At 69.4% G+C, this 26,038-nt stretch carries 29 protein-coding genes; 15 read left to right on the plus strand and 14 right to left on the minus strand.

Annotated elements, in window-relative coordinates; genetic code table 11:
* Positions 1-15 precede the first annotated feature (15 nt).
* From VGV13_02960 to VGV13_02995, 8 genes are all read left to right on the plus strand, one after another.
* Complete coding sequence (locus tag VGV13_02960; GenBank protein ID HEV8640039.1) at positions 16-1,530, plus strand: fructose 1,6-bisphosphatase; 1,515 nt, start codon at positions 16-18, stop codon at positions 1,528-1,530.
* A 119-nt stretch (positions 1,531-1,649) separates the two neighbouring features.
* Complete coding sequence (gene miaB, locus VGV13_02965) at positions 1,650-2,993, plus strand: tRNA (N6-isopentenyl adenosine(37)-C2)-methylthiotransferase MiaB (protein HEV8640040.1); 1,344 nt, start codon at positions 1,650-1,652, stop codon at positions 2,991-2,993.
* Positions 2,978-3,484 carry a bifunctional nuclease family protein gene (locus VGV13_02970; GenBank protein HEV8640041.1) on the plus strand — a complete coding sequence of 169 codons (507 nt, stop codon included), beginning with the start codon at positions 2,978-2,980 and terminating at the stop codon, positions 3,482-3,484. Before miaB ends, VGV13_02970 begins: the two co-directional genes overlap by 16 nt.
* Before the next feature lie 12 nt (positions 3,485-3,496).
* Entirely contained in the window at positions 3,497-4,657 is a 1,161-nt protein-coding gene (locus tag VGV13_02975) for a glycosyltransferase (protein HEV8640042.1), read from the plus strand.
* Positions 4,658-4,819: 162 nt separating this feature from the next.
* Positions 4,820-5,188 carry a hypothetical protein gene (locus VGV13_02980; protein ID HEV8640043.1) on the plus strand — a complete coding sequence of 123 codons (369 nt, stop codon included), beginning with the start codon at positions 4,820-4,822 and terminating at the stop codon, positions 5,186-5,188.
* Positions 5,185-6,492: a phenylacetate--CoA ligase gene (locus VGV13_02985; GenBank protein HEV8640044.1), complete on the plus strand. Its 1,308-nt coding sequence runs from the start codon at positions 5,185-5,187 to the stop codon at positions 6,490-6,492. The genes VGV13_02980 and VGV13_02985 overlap by 4 nt, the downstream gene beginning before the upstream one ends.
* On the plus strand, positions 6,489-7,310 hold the full coding sequence (locus tag VGV13_02990) for a Phenylacetic acid catabolic protein (protein ID HEV8640045.1): 822 nt from the start codon (positions 6,489-6,491) through the stop codon (positions 7,308-7,310). The genes VGV13_02985 and VGV13_02990 overlap by 4 nt, the downstream gene beginning before the upstream one ends.
* Positions 7,311-7,313: 3 nt before the next feature.
* Positions 7,314-7,796, plus strand: coding sequence for a redoxin domain-containing protein (locus VGV13_02995; protein ID HEV8640046.1), 483 nt, complete (start codon positions 7,314-7,316; stop codon positions 7,794-7,796).
* Between the two features lie 38 nt (positions 7,797-7,834).
* Here VGV13_02995 and VGV13_03000 read toward each other — a convergent pair whose 3' ends face one another.
* Complete coding sequence (locus VGV13_03000) at positions 7,835-8,458, minus strand: hypothetical protein (protein ID HEV8640047.1); 624 nt, start codon at positions 8,456-8,458, stop codon at positions 7,835-7,837.
* Positions 8,455-8,652 (minus strand): hypothetical protein, encoded by a 198-nt coding sequence (locus tag VGV13_03005; protein ID HEV8640048.1) that lies wholly within the window; start codon positions 8,650-8,652, stop codon positions 8,455-8,457. Before VGV13_03005 ends, VGV13_03000 begins: the two co-directional genes overlap by 4 nt.
* A gap of 188 nt (positions 8,653-8,840) precedes the next feature.
* Here VGV13_03005 and VGV13_03010 point away from each other — a divergent pair, with 188 nt between their 5' ends.
* A complete protein-coding gene (locus VGV13_03010; GenBank protein HEV8640049.1) occupies positions 8,841-9,041 on the plus strand; it encodes a hypothetical protein in 201 nt (66 codons plus the stop codon).
* Between the two features lie 392 nt (positions 9,042-9,433).
* Here the strand turns inward: VGV13_03010 and VGV13_03015 are convergent, their stop codons facing one another.
* Complete coding sequence (locus VGV13_03015) at positions 9,434-9,748, minus strand: Rieske 2Fe-2S domain-containing protein (protein ID HEV8640050.1); 315 nt, start codon at positions 9,746-9,748, stop codon at positions 9,434-9,436.
* 56 nt (positions 9,749-9,804) lie between these two features.
* Here VGV13_03015 and VGV13_03020 point away from each other — a divergent pair, with 56 nt between their 5' ends.
* A complete protein-coding gene (locus tag VGV13_03020) occupies positions 9,805-11,175 on the plus strand; it encodes an MBL fold metallo-hydrolase (GenBank protein ID HEV8640051.1) in 1,371 nt (456 codons plus the stop codon).
* A gap of 24 nt (positions 11,176-11,199) precedes the next feature.
* Here the strand turns inward: VGV13_03020 and pilB are convergent, their stop codons facing one another.
* Entirely contained in the window at positions 11,200-12,909 is a 1,710-nt protein-coding gene (gene pilB / locus VGV13_03025) for a type IV-A pilus assembly ATPase PilB (GenBank protein HEV8640052.1), read from the minus strand.
* A 366-nt stretch (positions 12,910-13,275) separates the two neighbouring features.
* On the opposite strand from pilB, the gene VGV13_03030 reads away from it, so the two are divergent.
* The 4 genes from VGV13_03030 (at position 13,276) to VGV13_03045 (ending at position 15,912) form a co-directional block, all read left to right on the plus strand.
* Positions 13,276-14,172, plus strand: a complete 897-nt coding sequence (locus tag VGV13_03030) for a cupin domain-containing protein (protein ID HEV8640053.1) — start codon at positions 13,276-13,278, stop codon at positions 14,170-14,172.
* A gap of 7 nt (positions 14,173-14,179) precedes the next feature.
* Entirely contained in the window at positions 14,180-14,731 is a 552-nt protein-coding gene (locus tag VGV13_03035) for a tetratricopeptide repeat protein (GenBank protein HEV8640054.1), read from the plus strand.
* Positions 14,732-14,858: 127 nt separating this feature from the next.
* Positions 14,859-15,572, plus strand: coding sequence for an alpha/beta fold hydrolase (locus VGV13_03040; GenBank protein HEV8640055.1), 714 nt, complete (start codon positions 14,859-14,861; stop codon positions 15,570-15,572).
* A 79-nt stretch (positions 15,573-15,651) separates the two neighbouring features.
* Positions 15,652-15,912: a hypothetical protein gene (locus VGV13_03045; GenBank protein ID HEV8640056.1), complete on the plus strand. Its 261-nt coding sequence runs from the start codon at positions 15,652-15,654 to the stop codon at positions 15,910-15,912.
* A gap of 25 nt (positions 15,913-15,937) precedes the next feature.
* Here VGV13_03045 and VGV13_03050 read toward each other — a convergent pair whose 3' ends face one another.
* From VGV13_03050 to VGV13_03090, 9 genes are all read right to left on the minus strand, one after another.
* Positions 15,938-16,498: a YMGG-like glycine zipper-containing protein gene (locus VGV13_03050; protein ID HEV8640057.1), complete on the minus strand. Its 561-nt coding sequence runs from the start codon at positions 16,496-16,498 to the stop codon at positions 15,938-15,940.
* 16 nt (positions 16,499-16,514) lie between these two features.
* Positions 16,515-16,874, minus strand: a complete 360-nt coding sequence (locus VGV13_03055; protein ID HEV8640058.1) for a hypothetical protein — start codon at positions 16,872-16,874, stop codon at positions 16,515-16,517.
* Positions 16,875-16,979: 105 nt separating this feature from the next.
* A complete protein-coding gene (locus tag VGV13_03060; protein ID HEV8640059.1) occupies positions 16,980-17,414 on the minus strand; it encodes a Spy/CpxP family protein refolding chaperone in 435 nt (144 codons plus the stop codon).
* A 212-nt stretch (positions 17,415-17,626) separates the two neighbouring features.
* Positions 17,627-20,758: an efflux RND transporter permease subunit gene (locus tag VGV13_03065; protein ID HEV8640060.1), complete on the minus strand. Its 3,132-nt coding sequence runs from the start codon at positions 20,756-20,758 to the stop codon at positions 17,627-17,629.
* Positions 20,755-22,041 (minus strand): efflux RND transporter periplasmic adaptor subunit, encoded by a 1,287-nt coding sequence (locus VGV13_03070; protein ID HEV8640061.1) that lies wholly within the window; start codon positions 22,039-22,041, stop codon positions 20,755-20,757. Before VGV13_03070 ends, VGV13_03065 begins: the two co-directional genes overlap by 4 nt.
* The gene (locus VGV13_03075) at positions 22,038-22,520 is read right to left on the minus strand and encodes a MarR family transcriptional regulator (GenBank protein HEV8640062.1); all 483 of its coding nucleotides are present in this window, start codon (positions 22,518-22,520) and stop codon (positions 22,038-22,040) included. Before VGV13_03075 ends, VGV13_03070 begins: the two co-directional genes overlap by 4 nt.
* A 31-nt stretch (positions 22,521-22,551) precedes the next feature.
* Positions 22,552-22,764 carry a hypothetical protein gene (locus tag VGV13_03080; GenBank protein ID HEV8640063.1) on the minus strand — a complete coding sequence of 71 codons (213 nt, stop codon included), beginning with the start codon at positions 22,762-22,764 and terminating at the stop codon, positions 22,552-22,554.
* Positions 22,765-22,984: 220 nt separating this feature from the next.
* Positions 22,985-23,338: an OsmC family protein gene (locus VGV13_03085; GenBank protein HEV8640064.1), complete on the minus strand. Its 354-nt coding sequence runs from the start codon at positions 23,336-23,338 to the stop codon at positions 22,985-22,987.
* Between the two features lie 17 nt (positions 23,339-23,355).
* Entirely contained in the window at positions 23,356-23,961 is a 606-nt protein-coding gene (locus VGV13_03090) for a thioredoxin family protein (protein HEV8640065.1), read from the minus strand.
* 99 nt (positions 23,962-24,060) lie between these two features.
* On the opposite strand from VGV13_03090, the gene VGV13_03095 reads away from it, so the two are divergent.
* Entirely contained in the window at positions 24,061-25,230 is a 1,170-nt protein-coding gene (locus VGV13_03095) for a sulfite oxidase (protein HEV8640066.1), read from the plus strand.
* On the opposite strand, the gene VGV13_03100 is transcribed toward VGV13_03095, so the two are convergent.
* Positions 25,227-25,928: a hypothetical protein gene (locus tag VGV13_03100; protein ID HEV8640067.1), complete on the minus strand. Its 702-nt coding sequence runs from the start codon at positions 25,926-25,928 to the stop codon at positions 25,227-25,229. The two genes, VGV13_03095 and VGV13_03100, sit on opposite strands and share 4 nt — an antisense overlap.
* Positions 25,929-26,038: the final 110 nt, after the last annotated feature.

The following is a 26,038-nucleotide window of genomic DNA, read 5'->3' on the forward strand; positions in this document are numbered from 1 at the left end:
AGAAGGAGGACTCGCATGGCGGCCAAGCGATACGGCCCGGCCGACGGCAAGCTGCAACCCAAGATGGCCGACTACCACCAGTCCAAGGACGAGCTGGCTGGCCTTCCCCAGACCGTGGCCGAAAAGATCCCCGTCACCAACTCGCCGAACATCTTCTCGTACAAGGCCTACGTCTTCGCCAAGAACCCGGCGCTCGTCCAGCGCTACATCAAGGCGACCAAGGCCGACGTGGGGGGCGTCGGTGGTCACGTCGTGGCCGCCGAGGAAGTGAAGTCGATCGTGGCCAAGTTCGTCCTCGACAACAACGCCTACCGGGGGCAGCCGATCTTCACGTCGCTGATCGTCACGCACACCGGCGACGACGTCGCCGTCACCGGGATCATGGCGGAGACGGTGGACATGAGCGTGGTCGACGAGCTGATGTGGGACGCCCTCCAGGAGGGCGCCCACAAGGCGGCCGAGCTGGGGCTCTACGGGCCGGGCCAGGACCTGGTCGCCGATGCGTTCACGGGAAATCTGCGCGGCGCGGGCCCGGCGACGGTGGCGTTGCCGATGCCGGTGCGCAAGGACAACGCCTCGCAGACGGTGCTCGTCTCCTTCGCCGACAAGACGGAGCCGATGGCATTCAACTACTACGCCACCGGCGCCTACCTGCTGCCCCGTTTCAACACCGGCCTCGTCATCGCCTCGTCGAAGATGAAGCGCGGCTATATCCTGGACATCGTCGACCTCGACACCAAGGCCCAAGCCATCGAGGCGGGCGCGCATCCGCGCGACCAGCGCGCGCTGGACGGCAAGATGGAGGAGCTGGCCAAGGGACTTCAAGAGAAAGTAGTGAGGCTGCGCGCGCCCGAGGACCTCTACGACATCGAAGGCCTCTGCCGGTCGTCGCGCTTCGTGGTGGCGCGGATCTGGAGCCGCAACGACAAGGGCGAGGCGGACCAGCTCGGCTACATTTGCTCGGCCGAGCGGCTGCACAACATCAAGACCAAGAAGGGCTTCACCTACGGCGGCAAGGACGATCCGGTGCTGCTGGCCTTCGCCCAGGGTGACTGGCCGGCGCCCGGCGAGATCACCTCCCCGTGGGCTGCCTGCCCGATGGTGGCCGGGGACTGCCGGGGCAGCCACTACCTGCACATCCTGCCGATGCCGATCAACTCCCAGACGTCTTTCTGGTCGGGGCCCATCATCTCGGCGGTCACGCTGTCCTGCAACATCCACACCGGCCGCATCGGCGCCATCTCCGACCAGTTCGCCCTGGGGACGCCCTGGGACGAGGTGCGGCGGCGCGCCTCCGAGCTGGCGATCCAATTCCGCCTGGCGCACGGGATCAAGCAGCCGGCCACGCTGCCCGAGGACGAGCTGGAGTACCAGGAGGGCTGGAAGGAGCGGCGGGCCCGCCTGGAGCGGCAGTTCGAAGTGAAACCGCCTCTCACGTTCGGCACCAACGGCAACGGAGCCGCGGGCGGTGAGGGGGCGGGCGCGCGTGGCGCCGTCGGCCGCCGGGGCCGTCCCCAGGAGATCGATTAGCCGCTGACTGTTCGCCACCCGCCGCGGGCCGGGCGCCGTCGCGCGCTCGGCCCGCGGTCCGTTGACTTCACCCAGAGCGGGTGCTACGGTCAATTCGACGTCCAGATCTTCGGACTGCCATGGCCAAGCTCCACCTGATCACGTATGGCTGTCAGATGAACGAGTACGACTCGGAGCGCGTCGCCGGGCTGCTCAAGGCACACGCCTACGAGCTGACCGACAGCGAGACGGAGGCCGACCTCATCCTCGTCAACACCTGCGCGATCCGCGAGAAGGCCGAGGAGAAGGTCTTCTCGAAGCTGGGGCAGCTCCGCGCCCTCAAAGCCCGGCGGCCCGAGCTGATCGTCGGCGTCATGGGATGCATGGCCCAGCTCCACCAGGGGGAGATCCAGCGGCGCGCGCCGGGCGTCGACCTGGTCTTCGGCTCGCCCGCCATCGCCAGGGTCGGCGAACTGGTGGAGCGGGTGAAACGGGAAGGCCGCCCCGTGCTGGAGACCGGCGAGGCTCCGCTGGTGAAGATCACGGCGACGCCCGAGGGCACCTCGCGCCTGAAGTCCTACGTCACGGTCATGGAGGGATGCGAGAAGCACTGCACCTTCTGCGTCGTGCCCGTGACCCGCGGGCGCCAGCGGAGCCACTCGCCCGAGTCCATCCTGGCCGAGGTCGGCGGACTGGCCGCCGAAGGCTGCCGGGAGGTGACGCTCCTCGGCCAGACGGTGGAGATGTACGGCCGCGACCTCACGCCGCCCACCGATCTCGCCGCGCTGATGGAGCGCGTCGACGCGATCGAAGGCCTCGAGCGCATCCGCTTCACGACCTCGAATCCCTTCAACTTCACGACCCGGCTGATCCACGCGATCCGCGACATTCCCAAGGTGTGCGAGTACGTCCACCTGCCCCTGCAGTCGGCCGCCAATCGCGTGCTCGAGCGCATGAACCGCGGGTACACCCGCCAGCGTTACCTCGAGCTGATCGCGGAGCTCCGCGAGGCGGTGCCCGAGGTGGCCCTCTCGACCGACCTCATCGTCGGCTTCCCCGGCGAGACGGAGGATGACTTCGAGGCGACCCTCGACGTGGTCGAGCGCGTCGGCTACGACAACGCCTTCGTCTTCCGCTACTCCCCCCGGCCGGGCACGCCCGCCGCGACGATGCCTGATCAGATTCCGCTCGAGGTGAAGGCCCAGCGCAACAGCCGTCTGCTGGAGGTCGCCGCGCGCGCGGCCGCCGAGCGCAGCCGCCGGCTCCAGGACCGGATCGTCGAAGTGTTCGTGGACGGCCGCTCCCGGAAGAACGCCCACGAGCTCCAGGGCCGCACGCGCTGCAACCGGGTCGTCAACTTCGAGGCGGATGGCCGCGCGGCGGTCGGCGACATCGTGGCGATTCAGATCACCGATGTGCTGCCCCACAGCCTGCGGGGGGCGCTCGCTTCGCTACCGGAGGAGACCGTATGTTTGTCGAGATGAAGGTGCGCGGGCTGGCGCTCGACCCACTGTCCAACATGCCGATCATCATTCTGCGCGATGAGGAGGACAAGCGCTCGCTCCCCATCTGGGTGGGCATCTTCGAGGCCAACGCCATCGCGCTCGAGCTCGAAAAGATCTCGACCCCCCGGCCCATGACCCACGACCTGATCAAGAACATCCTGGAGACGATCGACGCCCGCGTGCTCAAGGTCGTCGTCACCGATCTCAAGGAGAACACCTTCTTCGCGGTGCTCCACATCCAGGTCGGCGACACCGAATACACGGTCGACTCGCGGCCCTCGGACGCCATCGCGCTGGCCCTCCGGGTGGCCGCGCCCATCTACGTGGACGAAGAGGTCGTCCGCAAGGCCAAGAGCCTCGAGGTCACGACGAAGGAAGCCGAGCCCGTGAAGGCCGATGATCCGGAACGGATCCGCGAGTGGCTCGGCAAGATCAAGCCGGAGGATTTCGAGAAGTTCAACAAAACCTAGCGGGTCGTCTCGGTGCGTGTCGCGCTCTTCACCAACAACTACTTGCCGTTCTGCGGGGGCGTCACGACGTCGGTCGAGACGCTCCGCCGGGGACTCGAGGTCCGGGGCCACGACGTCTGGGTCTTCGCCCCCCGCTTTCCCGGGGCCGCCGCCGGTGAGCCGCGCGTCGTCCGGTATCCGTCGATCCCCGCCGCCACCTATCCCGAGTTCTCGCTGGCGGTCCCGTTCTGGCCGGGGATGGCCGAGCGGATCCGACGGCTCGACGTCGACGTCTTCCACGCTCACCACCCCTTCCTGCTGGGGCCCGCCGCCCGCCGGCTCGCGCGCCGGCACCACCGCCCGCTCGTCTTCACCTATCACACGCGGTACGAGAAGTACGCTCATTACGTGCCGCTCCGCCGCAGCCTCGTGGAGGCGGCCGCGGTCCGGTTCAGCACGCGGTTCGCCGCGCGCGCCCACGCCGTCCTCGCGCCGTCCACGGTCATCCGAGACGAGCTGCGCGCGCGCGGCGTGCCGACGCCGATCACGGTCGTGCCGACGGGGATCGATCTGGAGCGCTTCAGCCCGGGCGATCAGGCCGCCGCCCGGCGCACGCTGGGCCTCGACCCCCGCGCCCTCGTGCTCCTCTACGTGGGGCGCCTCGACCGCGAAAAGAGCGTCGATCGTATCGTGCGGGCGTTCGAGCGGGTCGCGGGCACCATGGCCCGCGCGCGGCTGGTGCTGGTGGGGCAGGGGACCCGGGCCGACCACCTCCGCCGGCTCGCGGATTCGCTGGCGCTGCGAGACCGCGTCCACTTCCTCGGGGTCCGGCCCCACGACACCCTCCCCGCCTGCTATCGGGCCGCCGACCTCTTCCTGTTCGCCTCCGAGACCGAGACCCAGGGGCTCGTGCTGGCCGAGGCCGCGGCCTGCGGCGTGCCCGCCGTCGCGGTCGACGCGCCGGGATGCGACGAGGTGGTGCGTGACGGCGAGACGGGCCTGCTCACGAAGGCGGACCCCGCGGCGCTGGCCGAGGCCGCCATCGGGCTGCTGCTGGACACCGAGCGGCGAGGCGCGATGGGCCGCCGGGCCCGGGAGATCGCCCTACGCGAGTTCGACGCGCGCCTGCAGATCGACCGCACGCTCGAGGTCTACGCGGAGGCCGGTGACCACCTCGGGGGGAGTGTCCGCTGATGCCGGAGCGCCGGTGAGCGCTCCTGTGTCAACCCAAAAGTCGCGCGCGCTTCCTCGCGCGCCGGCTTCGCCGGCGCAACCCTCCGGGGTGGTTGGGAGGGGGCCGCGAGGCCCCTTCCGACCAGGGATCTCGGAGGGGGCCTTCGAGGCCCCCTCCGATCTATGAGCGCCCGCGGGGAGGGGCTGCGGCGTATCGAGAAGGACATCGTCGCCGAGAAGGCGGCGACCCTCGGCCGCGCCGGCGAGCGCCTGGAGCAGGCCCTGGCCGAGGTGACCGAGCTCGGCGCCCGGCTCGCTGCGGCCACCGATCCCCAGGAGCGTGCCCGCCTCGGTCCCGAGTACGAGCGCGCGCGCGCGCGCGCCGCCAGCGCGCGGCTCGGGCTCCTGATTCAGCGTGAGGCGATCGGCCTGCGCCATCACCGGATCGTGGACCAGCAGTTTCCCGAACCGCCACCGCTCGAGGCGGGGCCTTGCAGCCGGGGGACGGCAGTCGCAGGGAGCGCATCGACCGCGCCGACCCCGCTGCCATGATCTGGAACACGGCGGCCGAGACGCAGCCGCGAGCCGAGCGCGAAGCGCTCCAGCTGGCCCGCCTGCGAGACACCGTAGCCTGGGCCGCCGAGCGCGTGCCGTTCTACCGGGAGCGCCTGTCGGGCGCCTCCCTACGTAGCCTCGACGACCTGGCGCGCCTGCCGTGCACGCGCAAGGACGAGCTCCGCGCCCAGTACCCCTTCGGGCTCTTCGCCGTCCCCCAGTCGGAGCTCGCGCGCCTCCACGCCTCCTCGGGCACGAAAGGCAAGCCCACGGTGGTCGGTTACACCGCGGCGGACCTCGACGTCTGGCGCGAGGTCATGGCCCGCGTGATGGTGGCCGCCGGAGCACGGGCGGGTGATCTGCTGCACGTCGCGTTCGGCTACGGCCTCTTCACGGGCGGCCTCGGATTCCACCAGGGCGCCGAGCGCATCGGCCTGACCGTGGTGCCGGCTTCCTCGGGCAACACGGCGCGCCAGTGTCTGCTGCTCCGTGACCTCCGGCCCTCCGGCATCGCCGCGACGCCCTCCTTCGCCCTCCATATCGCCGAGACGCTGGCCGAGCAGGGGAGCAAGCCGGGGGAGACCGGGCTCCGCTACGGGATGTTCGGCGCCGAGCCCTGGAGCGAGGGCCTGCGCCACGCGATCGAGGCCGGGCTCGGCTGCCGCGCCTGCGACATCTACGGCCTCTCGGAGATCATCGGCCCCGGGGTGTCGGGAGAGTGCGAGGCGCGCGAAGGGCTCCACATCTGTGACGACCACTTCCTGCCCGAGGTCGTCGATCCCGCGTCCGGGGCCCCGCTGCCGCCGGGACGTCAGGGAGAGCTCGTCCTCACGACGCTCACCAAGCGCGCCATGCCCCTGATCCGCTACCGCACCGGCGACATCACCGCGCTGACACTCGAGCCCTGCCGCTGCGGGCGGAGCTCCGCGCGAATGGCGCGACTCATCGGCCGGGCCGACGATATGCTTATCATCAAGGGAGTCAACGTCTATCCCTCGGAGGTCGAGCAGGCGTTGCTGGACCTGGAGGACTTGGTGCCGCAGTACCGGCTGGTGGTCGACCGGACCGGGACCCTGGCGCGGGTCGAGGTGCAGGTCGAGCCGGCGCGGGCGTTCCTGGAGCGGTGCGGCAATCTGGAATCCGGCGGCCCGGCGGTGGCGGCGCTGCGCGAGCGGGTGGCCGGCCGCCTGCGCGCGGCCCTCGGGCTGAGCGTGGACGTAACGCTCCTGCCGGCCCGGACGCTTCCGCGCTCGGAGGGCAAGGCGGTTCGGGTCGTCGAACGAACGGAGGGCAAGCGATGAGCGACCTCGAGAAGGACATGATGGCGAAGATCGGGAGCGGCATCCGGCTGGAGTCGCCCGACGAAATGACGCCGGAGTATCGCGAGCACCTCGTGCACCTCATGACGATGCAGGCGGACTCGGAGCTGGCGGGCGGCTACGGCTACGTGCCGTGGATCACCAAGGCCCCGATCGTCGAGGAAAAGCACGTCGTGGCCCAGATCGTGAAGGACGAGCTCCGCCACGCCACGGTGCTGTACGGGCTGCTGGCCGATCTGGGTGTCGACGTCGAGCACCACGTGAGCGCCCACGACGAGATCTTCACGATGCGCATCGACCGCGATGCCGACCTCGGCACTAAGCGAATCACGAGTGACAAACGCGTGAACATTTTCTATTACCCAATAGAGACATGGGCGGATTTCATATTCTTCAACTTCTGCATGGACCGCGGCGCCGGCCACCAGCTGGAGGACGTGCGCCACTGTTCCTACGGCCCCTGGGTCCGGGCCATCGAGGGCATCTTCAAGGAAGAGAAGTTCCACATCCGCCACGGCGAGTTCTGGGTGAAGAAGCTCGCGGACGACCCGGCGACGCACGACGAGGCCCAGGCTACCTTCAACAAGTGGTACATCCGGACGATGAATATCTTCGGGCGGCCGGGCTCGCCGAAGAACCGGCGCTACCGCGAGCTCCGGCTCAAGGCGCGCGACAACGACCAGGTCCGCCAGGCGTTCGCCACCGAGGTGAAGGCGCTCGGCGAGAAGTTCGGTCTGCAGGTGCCGGAGTGGAAGCCCAGGTGGGCGGACCTGCCGGAAGAAGCCCACATTCCCGGGTGACCCATGACACCTCGTTACGGCGCGCCCGCTCCCGACTTCGCGCTCCCCTCCAGCCAGGGCGGGGAGGTCACCCTCGGAAGCTTCCGCGGCCAGGCCGACGTCGTGCTGGCCTTTTACTGCTACGACTGGGGCGGGATCTGAACTCCCGAGCTCACCGGCCTGGGCCAGGCCGCCGACCGCCTGCGTGAACGGGGGGCCGTCCTGCTGGCCATCAGCGGCGACAGTCCCTTCTGCCACACCGCCTTCGCCCAGGCCCGCAAGTTTCCGTTTCCGCTCCTGAGCGACGTGCACCGGACCGCGATCCGGGCCTACGGAGTGCTCGACGAGGACCGTAACGTGGCCTATCGCTCGACGTTCATCGTGGACCGCGACGGGATCCTTCGCTGGGGGCAGGCCGGCGAGCGCCAGATGGTCCGGGAGGGGACCGAGATCCTCCGGGTCCTCGACCTCGTCGCCTCGCTGCGCCAGTCGGGGTCCAACGCATAGTTGACATAATACCTCTTATCGGAAGTACGCCCGCCGCGCTACGGGCGGGCGCCGAGGCTGGCCAGCCGGCTGCGGACGTCATCGGCGCGCAGGCTGCCCGGCACGTCCCTGAGCACCCGCCGGTAGGTCGCGATGGCCGCCGCCGGGTTGCCGCTTAGCTCCTGGATGCGGGCCACGTCCACGAGCAGCTCCTCGTAACAGAACTCCCCGGGACGAAGCTCGGCCAGGCCCGCCTGGAATGCCTCGAGGGCCTTCGGGAAATTGCGCTCGGCCTCCCACGTATAGCCGATCCCCGCGCGGGCGAGCGTCCGCAGCGTACGCGGAGCTCCCCGCGCGATGGCGACCTCATACACGCCCCGGGCGCCAGCGTAATTGCGGTCGGCGTAGCGGAGGTTGCCCAGCTCGTAGGCGGCCTGGGGAGCGAGGGCGGCGGACGGATGCCGGACGAGCGCGGCCTCGAGGTCCCGCACCGCAGCGGCCCGGACGTCGGGCGAGGGTTGCGGCCCGCGGCTCGACCCCAGGCGCGCCAGGGCGTCGGCGTAGGCCTCGGTCGCCTGGCGGTGCTGCGCCTCCGACCACAGCCACGCGCCGCCCGCGACCCCGGCCAGCAAGACGACGGCGACCCCGACCCCCGCCGCCAGACGCCACGACGGCCACGTCATCGCACCCGCAGCCCTTTCCGGTACTGGCGCCCGCACGAGGTACACCGCAACCAGCCCTGGGACATGGCGCGGCGCACGATGTGGCCGCAGTGCGGGCAGCGCTGATATCTCTGCAGCCCGTAGAAGAAACCGAGGCCGACGACGATCACCGCGATGGCCATGACGATCTGCGACGGAGAGAAGACCGCCTCCACGGCTTCTTCATGCTAGCAGCGGGTCCCGCGGCTCGCGAGAAATCTTTTCTCACCAGTTCGGTGAAGAATTTCTCCTCGGCCGGCCGGCGGGTGTGGTAAAAGCAACGACCGTAACGGGCGTCCTCGCGCGGGAGCTCCCCGGCACGGCGCTTGCCGGCTTCTTCGCGGTTTCAAAAGGAGGCCTAGCGATGCGGAGCGACCTGAACACACGCCTCACCGTCGAGGTTCGGCTGCTGCCCGACCCCTGCCTCTGGTGTTGGGAGATCCGGGACGCCGAGCGCGGCGACCTCGTCGAGAGTAGCTGGACCGGGGAGTGGACGGCCTACGACTCCGCCGATGAGGCGTATAGCGCCGGCCGCCGACGTCTGACCCGGCTGGCCGGTCGCTGAGGCGGCGGGCCGGGCCACCCCGCGCGGGGCTGCCCGGCACGCCCACGGACCTACATCTTCACGCCCAGCATCTCCCGAGCGTCCTTGGCGACCTTCTCGGATTCCGCGTGCTTGCCGTCTGCGTGGAGCTTCTGGGCCTCGGCGGCCCTCATTTTCGCGCTGTAGCTCGCGTTGTCGAACCGCTTCCCGGCTTCGTTGTTGATCGCCGCGATCAGCTTCGGGCACTGGAACGCCAGCGCCGGCCCCGCGACGAGCAGCGCGCGGCCACGGCGACAACGGCGGACGTGAGGACGAGTCGATCCGTACGCATGTGAGTCACCGCCCTTGGGCTGGCATGAGAGCGTATAAGCGCAGTCGACAGAGGCGCGGTCGCGTCGGCTCAGCGGGTCGCCTCACTGCGGAATCTCGACGAAGACCACGCCGTTCTCCACGATGACCGGGAAGCACGCGACCTTGAGACCGGGATTGTTGGCGTTGGCCCCGGTGGCCACGTCCCAGCGCCAGCCGTGCCACGGGCACGCGACGATGCGGCCTTCCAGATCGCCCTCACCCAGCGGGCCACCGCGGTGCGCGCACGTGTTGTCGAGGGCGTAGAACCGGCCTTCGATGTTGAACAACGCCAGGGTGTGGCCGCCCGCCTGGACGACCCGGCCCTCGCCGACGGGCACCTCGCTGACCGCGGCTACTTTCACCCGTGATTGTCCCACCGCGTTGCCTCCTCCCTGCCCGGAATGCCCCTATAATAAGCGCGGAGGGCCCCTCGATGATCTTCCACCAGCTGCAGAACGAGGAGTCGGGGTGCCTGTCGTATCTGATCGGCTGCGGCCAGGCGGGCGAGGCGGTCGTGGTGGATCCCGGGCGTGATCGGGTGGACGAGTACATCCGGCTGGCGCGGAAGAAGGGGCTGAAGATCACCCGGATCATCGAGACCCACACCCACGCCGATCACATCTCGGGCAACCGCGACCTGGCCGCGCTCACCCAGGCGCCCATCCTCCTCCATCACGCCAGCAAGGCCATCTTCGACCACCTCACGGTGAGGGACGGCGACGAGGTCCGGATCGGCACCGTCTCGCTCAAGGTCCTGCACACGCCCGGGCACACGCCCGACAGCCTGTGCCTGCTGGTGACCGACCGCGGCCGGGGCAGCGACCCCTGGTTCGTCCTCACCGGCGACACGCTCTTCATCGGCGACGTCGGGCGCCCCGACCTGGGTGGCGAGCAGGCGGCGGCCGACCTCTACGAGAGCCTGCACACGGCGCTCTGGCCCCTCCGCGACAGCGTCGAGGTGTATCCGGCGCACGGCGCGGGCTCGCTCTGCGGACGCGCGATGTCCTCCAAGTCGGCCTCGACCATCGGCTTCGAGCGGCGCTTCAACCCGGCGCTGGCGGCCCCGAACAAGGACGAGTTCGTGCAGCTCGTGATGAGCGGCCTGCCGGCGAAGCCGCCCTCCTTCGAGACCATCGTCGGCAAGAATCAGGGGACCATCCCGCTGGCCAGCGCGAAGCCCCGCCCCTACACCGCGCGCGAGGCGTGGGAGGCGGTGCAGCACGGCGCCTGCGTCGTCGACCTGCGCGAGCCCTCCACGTACGGCGAGGGCCACGTGCCTGGGGCGATCAACGTCTGGATCGAGAGCCCGCAGTTCGCCGACCGCGTGAGCTGGTTCGTGCCGGCGGGGGCGCCGCTGATCCTCGTGGCCTCGGGCCCCTCCGACCTCGACCGCGCGCTCGGCGGACTGACGCGGGTGGGCGTCGACCAGGTCGCGGGGTTCCTCCAGCGCGGCATGATCGAGTGGCGCAGCGACGAGCTCCCGGTGGAAACCGTCCCCCAGATGACGGTGTACGACCTGGCCGAGTGGCTGGAGGAACGGCGCGATGTCGTGGTCGTCGACGTGCGGGAGCCGTTCGAATGGCGCGAGGGCCACATCGACGGCGCTCTGCACTTGCCCATGCTGGAGGCCGCCCGCCGGCTGGACGAGGTCCCGCCCGACCGTCCCAAAGCCGTCCTCTGCGCGGGGGGCTTGCGCTCCAGCACGGTGATCAGCGCGCTGAAGCGTCGGGGAATCGGGAACTGGTATAACGTCGCGGGCGGGATGACGGCGTGGCTGAAGGCGGGCCATCCGGTCAGGCGTTAGCCGGAGCCCGCCGGCCGCGACCGCTTACTCGGAGGTGACCCTCAGGACCTCCTCGACGGTGGTGACGCCCTCGATCACCTTCCTGAGCGCGGCCTCGCGGAGGGTCTTCATGCCCTGGTCGCGCGCCACCTTGCAGATCTCGGTCGTCGGCGCGTTGTGCATGACGAGGTCGCGGATCTCCCGGGTCACCGGCATCACCTCGTAGACGGCGATGCGGCCCCTCGTCCCCGTGAAGCTGCAGGCCTGACAGCCCCGCCCCTTGTAGAACGTGCACTTGCGGAGGCCCTGGGGCGTGTGGCCGTAGGGCACCAGGCTCTCCTCCTCGCTCTCGTAGGGCTCCTTGCACTCGCTGCACACCTTGCGGACGAGGCGCTGGCCCGCCACCAGGCGGAGCGATGAGGACAGCAGGAAGGGCGGGACGCCCATGTCGAGGAGGCGCGCGATCGTCGAGGCGCAATCGTTCGTGTGGATGGTGCTCAGGACCAGGTGGCCCGTCAGCGAGGCCCGGATCGCGATCTGGGACGTTTCGATGTCGCGCATCTCACCGACCAGGATGATGTCGGGATCGTGGCGCAGGAAGGAGCGGAGCCCCGCCGCAAAGCTGAGCCCGATCTCCTCGTTGACCTGGATCTGGGTGACCCGGGCCAGGTTGTACTCCACCGGATCTTCGAGCGTGAGGATGTGGATGTCCGGCGTGTTGACGGTCTGCAGCGCCGAGTAGAGCGTCGTGGTCTTGCCCGACCCGGTGGGGCCCGTGATCAGGATCATCCCGTACGGGCTCCGGATGGCCTTCTGGAAGTGCTCGAGGCTCCAGGGATCGAATCCCAGCTGGGTCAGATCGAGCTTGAGCGCGCCCTTATCGAGGAGTCGGAGCACGATGCTTTCGCCGAAGATCGTGGGCAGCACCGACACGCGGAAATCGATCTCCCGGGCATCATCGCGGAACTTGATCCGGCCGTCCTGGGGCAGCCGCCGCTCGGCGATGTCCAGGCTCGCCATGATCTTGAGGCGGGAGACGAGGGCCGGCTCGAGCCCGCGGGGCGGCGCCATCACGTCATGCAGGATCCCGTCGATCCGGAACCTGACGTGGAAGCCGCGCTCGTCGGGCTCCAGATGGATGTCGGAGGCTCCCTTCTGGATCGCGTCGAGGAGGATCAGGTTCACGAGCCGGACGACGGGGACCTGGTCGGCCGACGTCCGCAGCTCCACGGCGCTCAGGGCGCCAGCGCGTTCGCGGGTTTCCGTGGCCGCGATCCGCGCGGCCAGCGCCTCCGCCTCGCCCATGACGTTGGCCAGCGTCGAGCTCTCCGGCTCGTAGGACTCCTCGATGGCCTTACGGATCCCCGACGCTGGCGCGATCACGGGAACGACCCTGAGCCCGGTTCGGAACGCCACGTCGTCCAGCGCCGAGAGGTTCGACGGGTCCGACATGGCCAGGACGAGCGAAGTCGGCGTGCGTCGGGCGACCGGGATCACCTCGTACTTGCGGGCCACGCTGGCCGGCACGAGCTTGAGAAGCTCCGGCGCGATCTTTCCTTCGGGGAGGGTGACCACGGACACCCGGTACTGACGTGACAGCAGGTGGACGAGATCGTCTTCCGCGATGAAGCCGAGCCGAACGAGGACCGTCCCGAGCTTTTCGTTGGTTCGCTTCTGCTCGGCGACGGCCTGGACCAGCTGCTCGTTGGTCACCAGCCCATCGGCCACGACGACGTCGCTGAGGCGGCGGCCCACGGGCGTGGAATCCTCGGCTTTCGGTCGCAACTCCACGGTCCTCGATCGACCGCGCTCGCGCGCTGCGGCTGGCGCGTCCGACTCGAGAAAGCGGTCCCGGAGCGGTTGAGCCAAGTCGTTCTCCTCGTCTTCGGCAGTCCGCCGTCTGGGCAAAGGAATGCAAGCGCAGAACCAAGGCCGCATGATATATAAATAGCTGAAAAGACTAGTTGTTTTCTGGCAAAGGGGCGGACGGTCTTCGCCCGACGGATGAACTCCAGGGAGAATGTCACGGGGCGTGGGAGGAACTGGCTAGCCGGGCCCCGCGCTGGTGGGCCCCCTTTCCCCACGTGCTACCATCGGAGCGGACGCACCCAGGAGGACGCCATGCCGACCCGCGTCGAGAGCGAGTTCACGCGTCGCGCCCGCTACTTCTCCTCCGCCGAGGGGTTCAACCTCAAGCGTCCGCGTGTGCCCGCGCAGGTCTTCGCGGCCGAACGCGAGACCGCGCTCGATCCCTCCACGCCCACGGGCCTCATCCCGCTCGATCTGAGTGGCCAGCTCGAGATCGACTTCCCGGCGACGACCCCGCTGATCCTGGCGCGCTACGCGAAGCTCCGCGCCGGCGAGAAGCTCGAGACCCACTTCGCGGCCAGCGGCGAGATCTACTACGTCATCACCGGCGGCGGCGAGAGCGCCTGGGGCGCCGAAGCGCTCGCGTGGGAGGCCGGCGACATCTTCTGCCTGGGCGGCAGCCAGGCCGTCACCCATCGGGCCCGCGAGCGCGACTGCCTGCTGTGGATCGTCACCAACGAGCCAGAGCTGGCCTTCGAGCGCGCCCGGCCCCCGGCGCCCGGCGACGCCCCGATCCAGCCTGTTCACTACCCCGCCGCCGAGATCTGCCGCCAGCTGGAGCTGGTCCATCGCCTGCCGCCGGACAGGACGATGACCGGCAAGGCCGTCACCTTCAGCAGCCTCGCGCTCGAACGGCAGCGCACGTGCCTGCCCACCCTGGCGCTGGCCATGAACTCGCTCCTGCCGGGCGAGTCTCAGCGCCCGCACCGCCACAACGCCGTGGCGGTGACGCTGGTGGTGGCGGGCACGAAGTGCCACTCGCTGGTCGGCGACAGGCGCATCGACTGGCAGCCACACGCCGTCATAATCACGCCGCCGGCCGACGTGCATTCGCACCACAACGAGGGCGATCGTCTGGCGCTGTTCCTCATCGTCCAGGACGGCGGGCTCCACTATCACTGCCGCACGATGGGGTTCAGCTACGCGTAGGCCGCTGATCGCGGTCCTCGTCGCGTCGCTCCTCGGCGGATGCGCCACGCCCTCCCTCCAGGGCGCCGCCGCGTATCGCCAGGGCCGCTACGACGAGGCGGCGACCCGTTTCGAGGCCGCGCTCGGCGACGATCCGCAACGGCTCGACGCCCTCGTCGGCCTCGGGCTGTCGCGCTACAAGCTCGGCGACTACGACGCCGCCATCGACGCCCTGGAACGGGCGGTGGCGCCAGCCCCGCGGCACGCGGCGGCGCGGCTCTTCCTCGGGCTCGCCTACCTCCAGCGCGGCGAGGACGGTCGTGCCGGCGAGCACCTCACCGCCCTCCGCGACCTGCGCCCAGACCCCCGCGCGGTCGCCCTGGTGGATCGGGTCCTCGAGCTCCTGCGGGGCGATCCGCTGACCACCGAGCTGCGCGGCTTCATCGGGGCCAGCCTGGAGACCGCCACGGAATGGCAACGCGAGGTCCGCGCGACGCGCCAGGCGCTTCAGGACGAGGAGCTGCGGCGCCTGTCACGCGAGCGCGCCATCTTCGTCATCCCGCGCGGCTGCCGCTGCTGATCCGGCGCGCTCCGGGCGACCGGCCCGGGGCGAGTGACCTCTATCTGAATCTCAGTGCTTGGATCTTAACCGATCATCAACATGAGGAAGTCAGCGCATTGCCTGCGGGCAGGCTGCGTACCACCGCATGAGGCTCGAGGATGCGGGGCCCACCGCAGACGTCGTGCCGTTCGTGCTCGAGCCGACCGGCGGCCCAGCGGTTCGTGGGTCCCTCCACCGCCCGGCCCTATTCTCCGGCGATGCGCTCGTGCTCACTCACGGGGCAGGCTCGAACTGCCGGGCCCCTGTCCTGGTGGTGGTGGCGACTGCGTTGGCCGCGAAGGGCGTCGCCGTGCTGCGCTGCGATCTTCCGTTTCGTCAGGCGCGGCCGACGGGACCGCCGCGCAGGGCGGACGCCGAACGCGACCGCGCCGGACTCAGGCAAGCGGTCCTGGCGCTCCGGCAGGCGGTGGGGGGCCGGGTGTTCCTCGGCGGGCATTCCTATGGAGGCCGCCAGGCCAGCGTGCTGTCCGCGGACGAGCCCGGGCTTGCCGAGGGACTCCTGCTCCTCTCCTACCCGCTTCACCCTCCACGACGGCCCTCAGGGCTCCGGACCGCTCACTTCCCCAGGCTGCATACCAGGGCGCTGTTCGTCCACGGCGCCCGCGATCCTTTCGGATCGATCGAGGAGATGCGGCGGGCACTGGCGGTGATTCCGGGCCCGAGGGAGCTGATCGAGATCGCGGGCGCTGGCCATGACCTGTCCGGTCGCCCGCAGACGGTGACTGGCCAACCCTCCGTCGCCGAGACCGTGGCGCGGGCGTTTGCCGCCTTCTGCGGACGAGCATCGCGGTGCTCTTGACGCGTCCCGCACTCCCGGCATACGTTCACGACGCGCCAGCCGTCACAGCGAAGTGGGGGAGGAGATGTCGGGCGACAGAATGAAGCTCGGCGAAAATCTCGAGATGGCCGGCGCCCGGATCGTGTTCATCGTCTCCCGGACGGAGCCCTACCTCTACGGGTATGTCAGATCGGCGTTTGCCGAGGTCCAGGCGGTCGACGTCATCCTGGATCGGCGTCAAGGCGAGCGTCGCCACGGCGATGCTCCGCCCCGAGTGAACCGCCGGCGCAGCGAGCGTCGCACCCAGGACGTCAGCACGGCGCTGCAGCGGCTCGGTTGGGCGGTGATCGTGAGGCGCTAGAGCTTCGGCGCCCCCCAGGCGTTCTTCACCGCGAGGGCCCGGGAGGAGGTGGGGGCGGAGTGCCAGCCGGCGGAGCGGGAACTCCCGCCGGAATGTTGGTGGCAGGTGGCGCAGCCCCAGGCTGCGAAGAGTACGCCGGCTGAGAGCCCCGGGTGACAGGGATCTGATTGCCCTTGGCATACATGCACTGCATGTAGGTCATGTCGTAGCGCCGCTGCACCGACCTCTCGGCGCCCTGGGCACTGCTCGCCCCGATCGCCGTTCCACCGAGCAGGCCGCCGCCCGCGCCCACCGCCGCTCCCGTCCCCGGGCTGCCGGCGGCCGCGCCGACCGCAGCGCCGACGGCCGCGCCGACGGCGGTCCCGATGGCCGCGCCGCTCACCGCGCTCTCCGTCGACGCTCGCTTCCCCGTCGTTCCAGTCCGCTGCGCCGCCCACTCGCGGCAGACCACGTCATCGACCTGAAACTGCTCGAAGCTCTTTCCCGACCCGGGCAGGACCATCACGCTCGGTCCGGTGGGTACCGTCGCGCAAGCCGTCAGGAGCACGGCAGTCGCGATGACGAGAGTGCCGGATCTCCTCCCCATGGTTCTCCCTCGACTTCTACTCGGTCCGCTGCGGCACCCTGATCCAGGCCTCGGGGCACGTCGGGACCGCAGGGTAATAGGCTTTGGCGCTCGAACAGTAGTACCAGAACGACGAGGGTGCGGAAGCCGGCGGCTGCTGGATATACACCGGCGGTTCTTCTACGACGACCGGTGGCGGGGAGTAGACGTAATAGGGCGGCGGGTAATACCAGTACGGATACGGGGGGCCCCACCAGAACGACGGCCCAAAGCCGACGAACACGCGGGTCCGGACGCCGGGATGCCGGTGCCGGCCCGCATGCCAGGCGTCACTCGGTACAACCGCGACGAGAAGGAGCGTGACCGCCAGGAGCGAAACCGCCGCCGCCTTTCTCACGGGTCTCCTCCCGTTCGTTTGGATGCGCTCGGCCTCATGGGTATTCAGCATAGCGCGCTCGCCGGGTGGACGTCGAGGCGTCCTCGGCCCGCTCGGCGCCGCTCGCTACTGACTGCCCCCGCGGAGGCCCCTCATCTCCTTGCTGAGCTCGATCAGCCGCTGCCGCGTCTGGGCGGCCTTCGCCAGTTGCTCGGGCGTCAGGACGCCGCGGATTTCCAGGGCCACCTGCAGTCTCTGCTGGGTCAGTTGGCCTTGCAGCCGGGCGATCTGCTCGGCGAGGGGGACAAGGTCCGTCGGACCGACAGGGTTGGACGCGTAGAGCTTGGCGCTCAGCGCCTCGCGCGCCGACCGGATCTCCCCGGCGAGCCGGTGAAACTCCGGACGATGGTTCGCCATGATTTGCCGCACTTGCGCCTGCTGGTCCTCGGTCAGGCCCAGCCCGCGCAGAGGAAACGGGAAGTCCCCCGTACCGCCGTAGCCGCCGCCCTCGAACCCGCGATACCCGTGGGCGTACGCCGGAGCCGTGACAGCCAGCGCCATGATCGCGACCGCTCCAAGTCTCGATAGCCACTTCATCTTCCTGGCCCTCCTTCAGCCGAGTCTATTGAATCCTCGGCCCCTACCCACATAGACGGAGCAGGCCGTGCTTCAGTTGACATACCCCGACGACCTGCCCGCGCCAAACTGGGACTCCCTTCGACGGGGCCCCCGGGCCGTCCATCTTTTACAGCCCCGGTCGCGGGGGCGAAGGGTCACCGAGGGCCGACGGCGGACACGGGGCGGGTCGGTCGACGGCGGACACCGAACAGGCGACTGAGGCGAGGCCTGGCCGAGCCGAGCGCGCCCTGGAGCGACTCCATGTAGATGTAGACGACCGGCGTGATGTAGAGCGTCAGGAGCTGCGAGAGGAGGAGACCGCCCACCACCGCCAGCCCGAGCGGACGGCGGGCATCGGCGCCCGCCCCCCACCCCAGAGCGATGGGAAGGGTTCCCAGGAGCGCCGCCATCGTGGTCATCATGATCGGACGGAAGCGCAGGAGGCACCCCTGGTAGATCGCGTCCGCCGGCCGGGCCCCTCCCCGCTCCGCCTCCAGCGCGAAGTCGATCATCATGATGGCGTTCTTCTTCACGATCCCTACCAGCATGATGATCCCGACGAAGCCGTACACGTTGAGCTCGGCGCCGAAAAGCATCAACGTCAAGAGCGCCCCCACGCCCGCCGACGGCAGGCCGGAGAGGATGGTCAGCGGGTGGACGAAGCTCTCATAGAGCACGCCCAGCACGATGTAGATGACGAGCAGCGTGACGAGGAGCAGGAGGCCCTGCCCCTTCAGGGAGGCCTGAAAGGCCTGGGCCGTGCCCTGGAAGCTCATGTTCAGCGTTGCCGGCGGCCGCAGCTCCTGCCGCAGGCGGTCGACCTGGGCCACCGCCTCGCCCAGGGACACGCCGGGCTTCACGTTGAAGGAGATCGTGACCGACGGCAGTTGCCCCAGGTGCGTGACGGTGAGGGGCCCGACGCCCAACCGGAGGGCCGCCACCGCGTCGAGTGGAACCAGCGCGCCGCTGGCGGAGCGGATGTAGAGGCGCGACAGCGCCGTCGGATCCCGCTGGTACTGCGGGTGGAGCTCGAGAATCACCCAGTACTGGTTGGACGGCGTGTAGATCGTCGAGACCTGCCGGGAGCCGTAGGCATTGTAGAGCGCGCTCTCCACCTGGTCGGCGGTCACGCCGAGCGCGGAGGCCTTGTTCCGGTCGATGTCGACGATCACTTGAGGACTCGTGATCTGCAGATCGGTGTTGACGTCTTGGAGACTGGGCAGTCCGCGGATCTTCTCGAACAGGATCGGCGCCCAGCGGTAGAGCTCCTGGAGATCCGTGTCTTGCAGCGTGTATTGGTACGGCGCCTTCGTGAGCTGCCCGCCGATGCGGATGGTCGGCAGGTTCTGGGGATACACGTTGATCCCGGGCACGCCGGCGAGCTGCGACCGTAAGTCTTGGATGACCTGCTCCACGGGCGGCCGCTGGGTGCGGGGTTTCAGCCTGATGAACATCCGGCCGGTGTTGGGGACGATGTTCGAGCCGCCGGCGCCGATCGACGACATGAACTGGTCGACGTAGGGCTGCCGGCGGACGATCTCGGCGACCGCCTGCTGGCGCTCCCGCATGGCCTCGAAGGAGATGTCCTGGGCGGCCTCGGTGAAGGCGAAAATCTGTCCCGTATCCTCGTTGGGAATGAAGCCCTTGGGGATGACCACGAAGAGGTAGGCCGTGAGGAGAAGCGTTCCCAAGAGCACGGCCATCGTGGTGCGCGGATGCCGGAGCACCCACTTGAGGCTGCCGTCATAGGTCTTCAGCATCCCCTGGAAAAAACGCTCCGACAGTCTGTAGAGCCGGCCGTGCGACTCTCCGGGCGATCTCAAGAATCGGCTGCACAGCATCGGCGTCAGCGTCAGCGACACCACCCCGGAGACGAGCACGGCGACGCCGATCGTCACCGCGAACTCGTGGAGGAGGCGGCCCACCACCCCGCCCATGAAGAGGACGGGGATGAAGACGGCAGCCAGGGAGAGCGTCATCGACAGGATGGTGAAGCCGATCTCCCGCGCGCCCTTGAGAGCCGCCTCCATCCGGCCCTCACCGGCCTCCATGTGCCGCACGATGTTCTCGAGCATGACGACGGCGTCGTCCACGACGAAGCCCACGCACAGGGTGAGCGCCATCAGCGAGAGGATGTCGATCGTGTAGCCGAGCAGGTACATTGCGCCGAAGGTGGTGATGATCGAGAGCGGCACCGCCAGGCTGGGGATGACGGTGGCCGACAGGTTCCGAAGGAAGACGAAGATGACCAGGACGACCAGCGCGATGCTCAGGAGCAGCGTGAACTCGACGTCGTGGACCGACTCGCGGATGCCCACCGAACGGTCGTAGAGCACCGACAGGCGCACCGAGGCCGGGAGCTGGAGGCGGAAGCTGGGCAGGAGGGCCTTGATGGCGTCCACCACCTCCACCGTGTTCGTTCCCGGCTGGCGCTGGATGGCGAGGATGACGGCCCGCTCGTCGTTGTACCAGCTCGCCACCTTGTCGGTCTGCACCCCGTCGATCACCCGGCCCAGCTCCTCCAGTCGCACCGGAGAGCCGTTGCGGTAGGCGACGATGAGCCGGCGGTAGGCGGCGGCATCCATGAGCTGCCCGGTGGCCTGAACGCTGTAGGCCTGGCGGGCGCCGTAGAGCGTGCCCGTGGGGCGGTTCACGTTGCCCTGCGCGATGGCCTGCTCCACCTCGTCGATGCCGATGCCGCGGCCGGCCAGCGCGCGCGGGTCCACCTGCACCCGGACCGCGTATTTCTGGGACCCGAACACTTGCACCTGGGCCACCCCGCTGATGGTGGAGATGCGCTGGGCGAGGTACGTCTGGGCGTACTCGTCGACGGTGTAGAGGGGAAGCGTCGGCGAGCTGAGTGAGAGGTAGAGCACCGGCTGATCCGCAGGGTTGACCTTCTGATACGTCGGAGGCGTCGGCATCCCCGGTGGCAGGAGCGGCAGGGTCTTCGTGATCGCGGCCTGGACGTCCTGCCCCGCCGCGTCGATGCTCCGATCGAGCGTGAACTGGATGGTGATCTGCGTGAGGCCCTGGGCGCTGGTCGACGTCATCGAGTCGATGCCCGCGATCGTCGTGAACTGGCGCTCGAGCGGCGTCGCCACCGCGGAGGCCATGGTCTCCGGGCTGGCGCCCGGCAGCGAGGCGGACACCTGGATCGTCGGGAAGTCGACGTTGGGCAGATCGCTGACCGGCAGCAGCCGGTACCCCAGGGCGCCGGCCAGCAGCAGCGCCGCCATGAAGAGCGTGGTGAGGACGGGCCGGCGGATGAAGAGATCGGTGCTCACGACGCCTGGGCTTTGATGTCGACCTTCGTCCCCGGGGCCAGCCGCAGCTGCCCCTCGGTGACGACCTGCTCACCGGCCGCCAGCCCCTTCTCGACCACCGTCTCGCGCTCCAGTCGCCGGCCCACCTCCACCGGGCGCGACTCCACCGTGAGATCCGGCTTCACCACGAAGACGAAGCTTCCCTGCTGCCCGGGCTGGATCGCCTGCGAGGGCACGACGATCGCGTTCCGCCGCGTGGTCAGCGTGAGCACGGCGTCCAGGAACTGCCCCGGCCAGAGCGCGTTGTCGGCGTTGGGGAAGGTGGCCTTCAGCTGGATGGTGCCGGTGGACGGGTCGACGGTGTTGTTGACGAAGGTCAGCTCGCCCCGGGCGGGAGGCCGGGCCCGGTCGGGATACGCCTCCACCCGGAGGGGGCCGGCGGCGGCGAACCGCTTGATGTCGCCGAGGTACTGCTCTGGCACCGCGAACGAGACATAGATCGGGTGCACCTGGGTGATGGTAACGAGAGCGCCGTCATCGTTCCCCTTCACCACGTTGCCAGGCTGGACGAGGATGTTGCCCGTCCGCCCGTTCATGGGCGCCCGGATGGTCGTGTAGCCGAGCTGTAGACGCGCGTTGTCCACCATCGCCTCGTCGGCGGCGATCACGGCCCGGGCGTTGTCCACGGTGGCCTGGGCCGCCTGCGCCGACGCCTTGGCGTTGTCCACCGCCGCCCGGTCGGCCTGGATCGTCGCCTCCAGGGCGGCGGCGTTGGTCCGGAACTGGTCGTACTGCTCGCGGGCCACCAGCTCTTTCTCGACGAGCGTCCGGTACCGCTGCTCCTGCACGCGGGCGTTCTCCAGCTGCGCCATGTCGCGGGCGAGGTTCGCCTCGGCCTGCTGGACCTCGGCTCGCCGCTGCCCGTGGGCCGCCTCCGCCTGGCGGAGCTGGGCGATATCACGCGCGACGTTGGCCTGGGCCTGGCGCAGGGCTGCTTCGAGGGGCCGCGGATCGATCGTGAACAGCAGCTGCCCCTTCTCCACCTCTTGCCCCTCGCGGAAGTGGACCTGAAGGACCTGTCCCGCGACCTGCGACTTCACCGCCACCGTCGTGTAGGCCTGCACGTTGCCCACGGCGATCACCTGGATTGGCACGTCCTTCTCGACCGCTTCGCCGACCGTCACCGGGACCGCCGGGGCCGCCCCCTGGCGTGCCGGCGTCCCCCCGGCCCGGTCGGAGCAGCCCGCCAGCGCCAGCGCGGCCAGCGCCAAGACGACGAGCGGCGCTCCGATGTTCGTTCTCATGACTTCATCCTCCGAGGCTTCGCCAGCGCCGCACCCACGAGCGCCTCGAGTCCCTTGATGACCTGCTGGCGATCGTCGGCGGACATTCGCGCCACCACCCGCTCCAGCCCACGCATCCGGATGGCCTGGAGCTCACCAGCAACGTGCGTGCCCTTGCGTGTGAGCTCCAGGACGTAGACGCGACGGTCGGCCGGGTCGTCGGCGCGCAGGAGGAACCCCTTTTGCTCGAGGCGGTCCACGATATGGGTCACCGCCGGCAGCGTCACGGCGAAGGCCTTGGCCACATCGCCCATGTGGCAGCCCGGATGCGCCCCGACGTAGAACAGCACCTGCGACTGGGCATAGGTCAGCTCGAGCTGCGACGACTTCTGCCACAGGAGCTGCCGGAAGGTGGTGCTTCCCAGCGCGTTGAGCAGGTCGAGGAGGCGTTCGGTGTCCCGGGTGACCCCCGCGGAGACGTGGGCGCGGCGCGTGCTCATGCGGCCAAGGTACAGCCACTTAATAGTTAAGTCAATAAAGTGTCTCGGCGGGTGCCCGCCGGGCGATGTCGGCGGGACGGCTGCCATCCCGCCGGGCTTCGGCCTCGCTGGCGTAGCAGCGCTCGGGACTCGCCTCTTCGTAGAACCGACTCCCGGGCACGTAATACACGCGTCCCGACTCCTCGGTGACGTAGCCCTTGATGGGATGGGTCGGCGGGCACGCCCAGGGAGTCTCGGCAGCCACGCCGGGTCGCTCGACCGCGCGCGTCGATGACGGGACCACGGCAGCGTCTGCCGTCCAGACGAGCAGGCGTCGGAGCCGTGCCCGATTGAGGGGCAAACTCGTTGCCCGCAGTGGGTCTCGACGGCGTTCGAGGGCGATCGGATCGTCGCCCGCGCAGTCAGGTCCCCGCCACCACCTCGATCTTCACCTCGGTCGCGCCCGCGACCGTGCGGTAGAGGGGTCAACGCGCGCGATACGTCTCGACCAGCGCCTCCGCCTGAGGCTGGCTCACCCCGGCGATCTCGAACCGCATGGTGATGCGGGAGAATCGCGCGGGCTCGGCGGCGGTGCGGACGCCCTCGATCGTCACCGCCATGCGCGTCACCGGAATGCCGGCCTGCTGAGCGTGCATCTCGATCAGCGTGACGCCGCACGACGAGATGCCGGCCAGGAACGCCTCGCTGTTCGTCAGGGCATCGGGCTGGGGACGCGATGACGAGTCCAGGACGAGGCGCTGGCCGCGGACCACGCTGTGCGCGCGGCCGAGGACGCCGCCGCTCGACGACCGGATCGTCTCGATCTTCGCGTCGCTCACGACGGCCTCCCGCGCGGCTACTTCTTGGCCGCCAGACCCAGCCGCTGCTCCAGCACCAGGCGCACCTCGCTGGCGGCGGCGCGCCAGAGGGGGCCACCGGGAACGTCGTACTCGGCCTGGACCTGCTTCCGGTACTCGGCCATCGCGGCGTCCTGCTTGTCCTTCGCCGGTGGAGCCGCATCGACCGTGCGCGCGCGGATCCCGGTGGCCTTGGCCGTCGCCGCGTGGGCCCGCTCGATCCAGCGCCCGATCTCGTTCCAGTCTTTGTCGAAGAAGACCACGACCGGGATGGACTGGTAGCCGTTGTTCAGGAAGGTGTCTCGCAGGTCGGGGTTCTGGTCGCGCAAGAACACGCGCAGGTCGCAGTTCGGCATCGCTTCGCAGATGTGGGCGATCAGCGGCGAGTTGCGGTGGACGTCGCCGCACCAGTTCTCGGCGAGCATCAGCGCGTTCCGCACCTGGCTGATCCCGCTGAAGAATTCCCGCTCTTCCTCGGTCAGGCCCGACTTCTGGTAGTTGTGCTCGGTCCGGGCCTGGGTGTCGCCCATCTGGGCGAGATAGTCCTTCCAGGTCAGGCCTTTGGCGAAGCGCTGCGCGTCCAGGGGAATCCTCAGCTGGGCCATGGGTCCTCTCCTCCTGTGGGGGCTCGACGTCGCCGTCCGTCCTTTGTACACGAAGCGGGGCCGAACGCCAAGGCGCCCCTCATACGCTACAATCCGGCCATGGACGAGCGGAGGGAGCGGGACCAGATCCTCACGCGGCGGCAGTTCCTATCGACGGCGGCCGCGGCGACGGCGGCCCTGGCGGGGAGCGGGCCGGCGCTGGCCCAGGCGCCGTCGCAACCCACCCGTGTCCACGCCAAGCCGGCGCCGGCCGAGATCTTCATCGACCACGGCATCAACCAGGAGACCCGGCTGGAAACACTCCGCGGCTACCTGACCCCCGGCAGCCACTTCTTCATTCGCAACCATGCGACCACCCCCGCTCTCGACCTCCGCACGTGGCGACTGCGCGTCGAGGGAAACGCGGTCGAGCAGCCGCTCGAGCTGACCTTCGAGGACCTGCTGCGTCTGCCCTCGCGCTCGGTCATCTGCTTCGTGGAGTGCGCCGGCAACGGCCGGGGCTTCTTCAAGGAGTTCATGGGGCGCGTCGCCTCGGGGACCCAGTGGCGCCTGGGCGCCATCGGTGTCGCCGAGTGGAGCGGCGTTCCGCTGGCCGCGGTGCTCGACCTGGCCAGGGTGAAGCGCGACACGCCGCGCGACGTGCTCAACGTGCTCATCGAAGGCCTCGACTCGGTCAAGGTGAACCGGCCGATCAGCCTCGAAAAGGCCCGGGAGGATGGGACCCTGCTGGCGTACGCGATGAACGGGCAGCCCTTGTTGCCGGACCACGGCTTTCCGGTACGGGCCGTCGTCCCCGGCTGGGTCGGGATCAACAACATCAAGTGGGTGGGGCGGATCGAGGTGCGCGACGGCAGCATCGACGTGCCGACCACCACGACGACGTACGTGCTGGAGGGGCCCGATCACCCGACGAAGGTGCCCCTCCGGCTCCAGACGCTCAAGAGTGCCGTCGCGCTGCCGTGGGGGGCGACGTTTCCGGCCGGTCGGCACACGGTGAGCGGCTTCGCCTGGTCGCCGGTCGGCCGCATCAGCCGCGTCGACTACAGCCTGGACCGCGGGGCCACCTGGCGGCCGGCCAACCTGCGCGAGCCGAACCTCCCCAGGGCCTGGGCGCGCTGGGACTTCGAGTGGGACGCCCGACCCGGCGAGCACGTGATCCTGACGAGGGCCACCGACGGCCAGGGGAACACCCAGCCGACGAGCATCCCGTGGAACCGCCAGGGCTACGGCTACAACGTGCCGGTGCCCCACCCGGTGAAGATTACCTAAATCGTCAACCCGCCCGTCAGGCCCCCCAGCACACCGAGGAGTTGGTTAAGCAGACCGACCACGTTCTCCACCGCCCCGGTGAGGGTGCCGAGGATCCGGCAGACGAGGGTGCCGAGCAAGTTTGTCCCGCCCGTCTCACCGGAGATATCGAGCGAGATGGGGCCTGTCGTGAAGTTGACGATGGCCCCCAACACGTCGAGCACGAGCGGAATCGGACCGAGCTCGAGATTCAGCACTCCGCACGTCTCTTGGGCGAGTATGACGTCGTCCGGAGGCGCCAGTGGTTCGGCCTCGCCAACCGGTCTGGCCGCCTGCCCCGACGGGGCCAGGCCAGTGGACACGCGCTGGCTGACCGTGACCGGTATCTCGACGGGGCCCTTGAGGAATGAACTGAGGGGGGTCCCGTTCGCGTCCACCACGGTCCCGGTGATCATCGCCACTGCGACGGCCTGGGGGGATCCGTCAGCATTGGTTCTCGAGGCGAAGCGCTGCACGCTCAGCGTGCCGCGAAATGTTTGTCCCGAAGTGGCATCCGCCTTCCCCACCACGGGAAGGACGAGGGCGGCCGGCGCCCCGCGGCGCGGCTCGGGGCCCGGCGTCTGCGAGGGGGGGCCCTGCACTTGGGCGGCGGCCTGGCTCGCCACGAAGACGGCGGCCATGACAAACGCGAACAACCGTGCGCCAACGTGAACTTTCATACTCCTGCGCTCCTTTCCTCCGCTGCTCGGGCGCTGCCGAGCGCGGCACCGGTCGGACGGTGCGCTTTACGCGCCGAAGCCGCGGAGCCATCGCGGTCTCGTCGGAGCGA

It is taken from the genome of Candidatus Methylomirabilota bacterium (genome assembly GCA_036001065.1).
Lineage (GTDB): Bacteria > Methylomirabilota > Methylomirabilia > Rokubacteriales > CSP1-6 > MNEF01.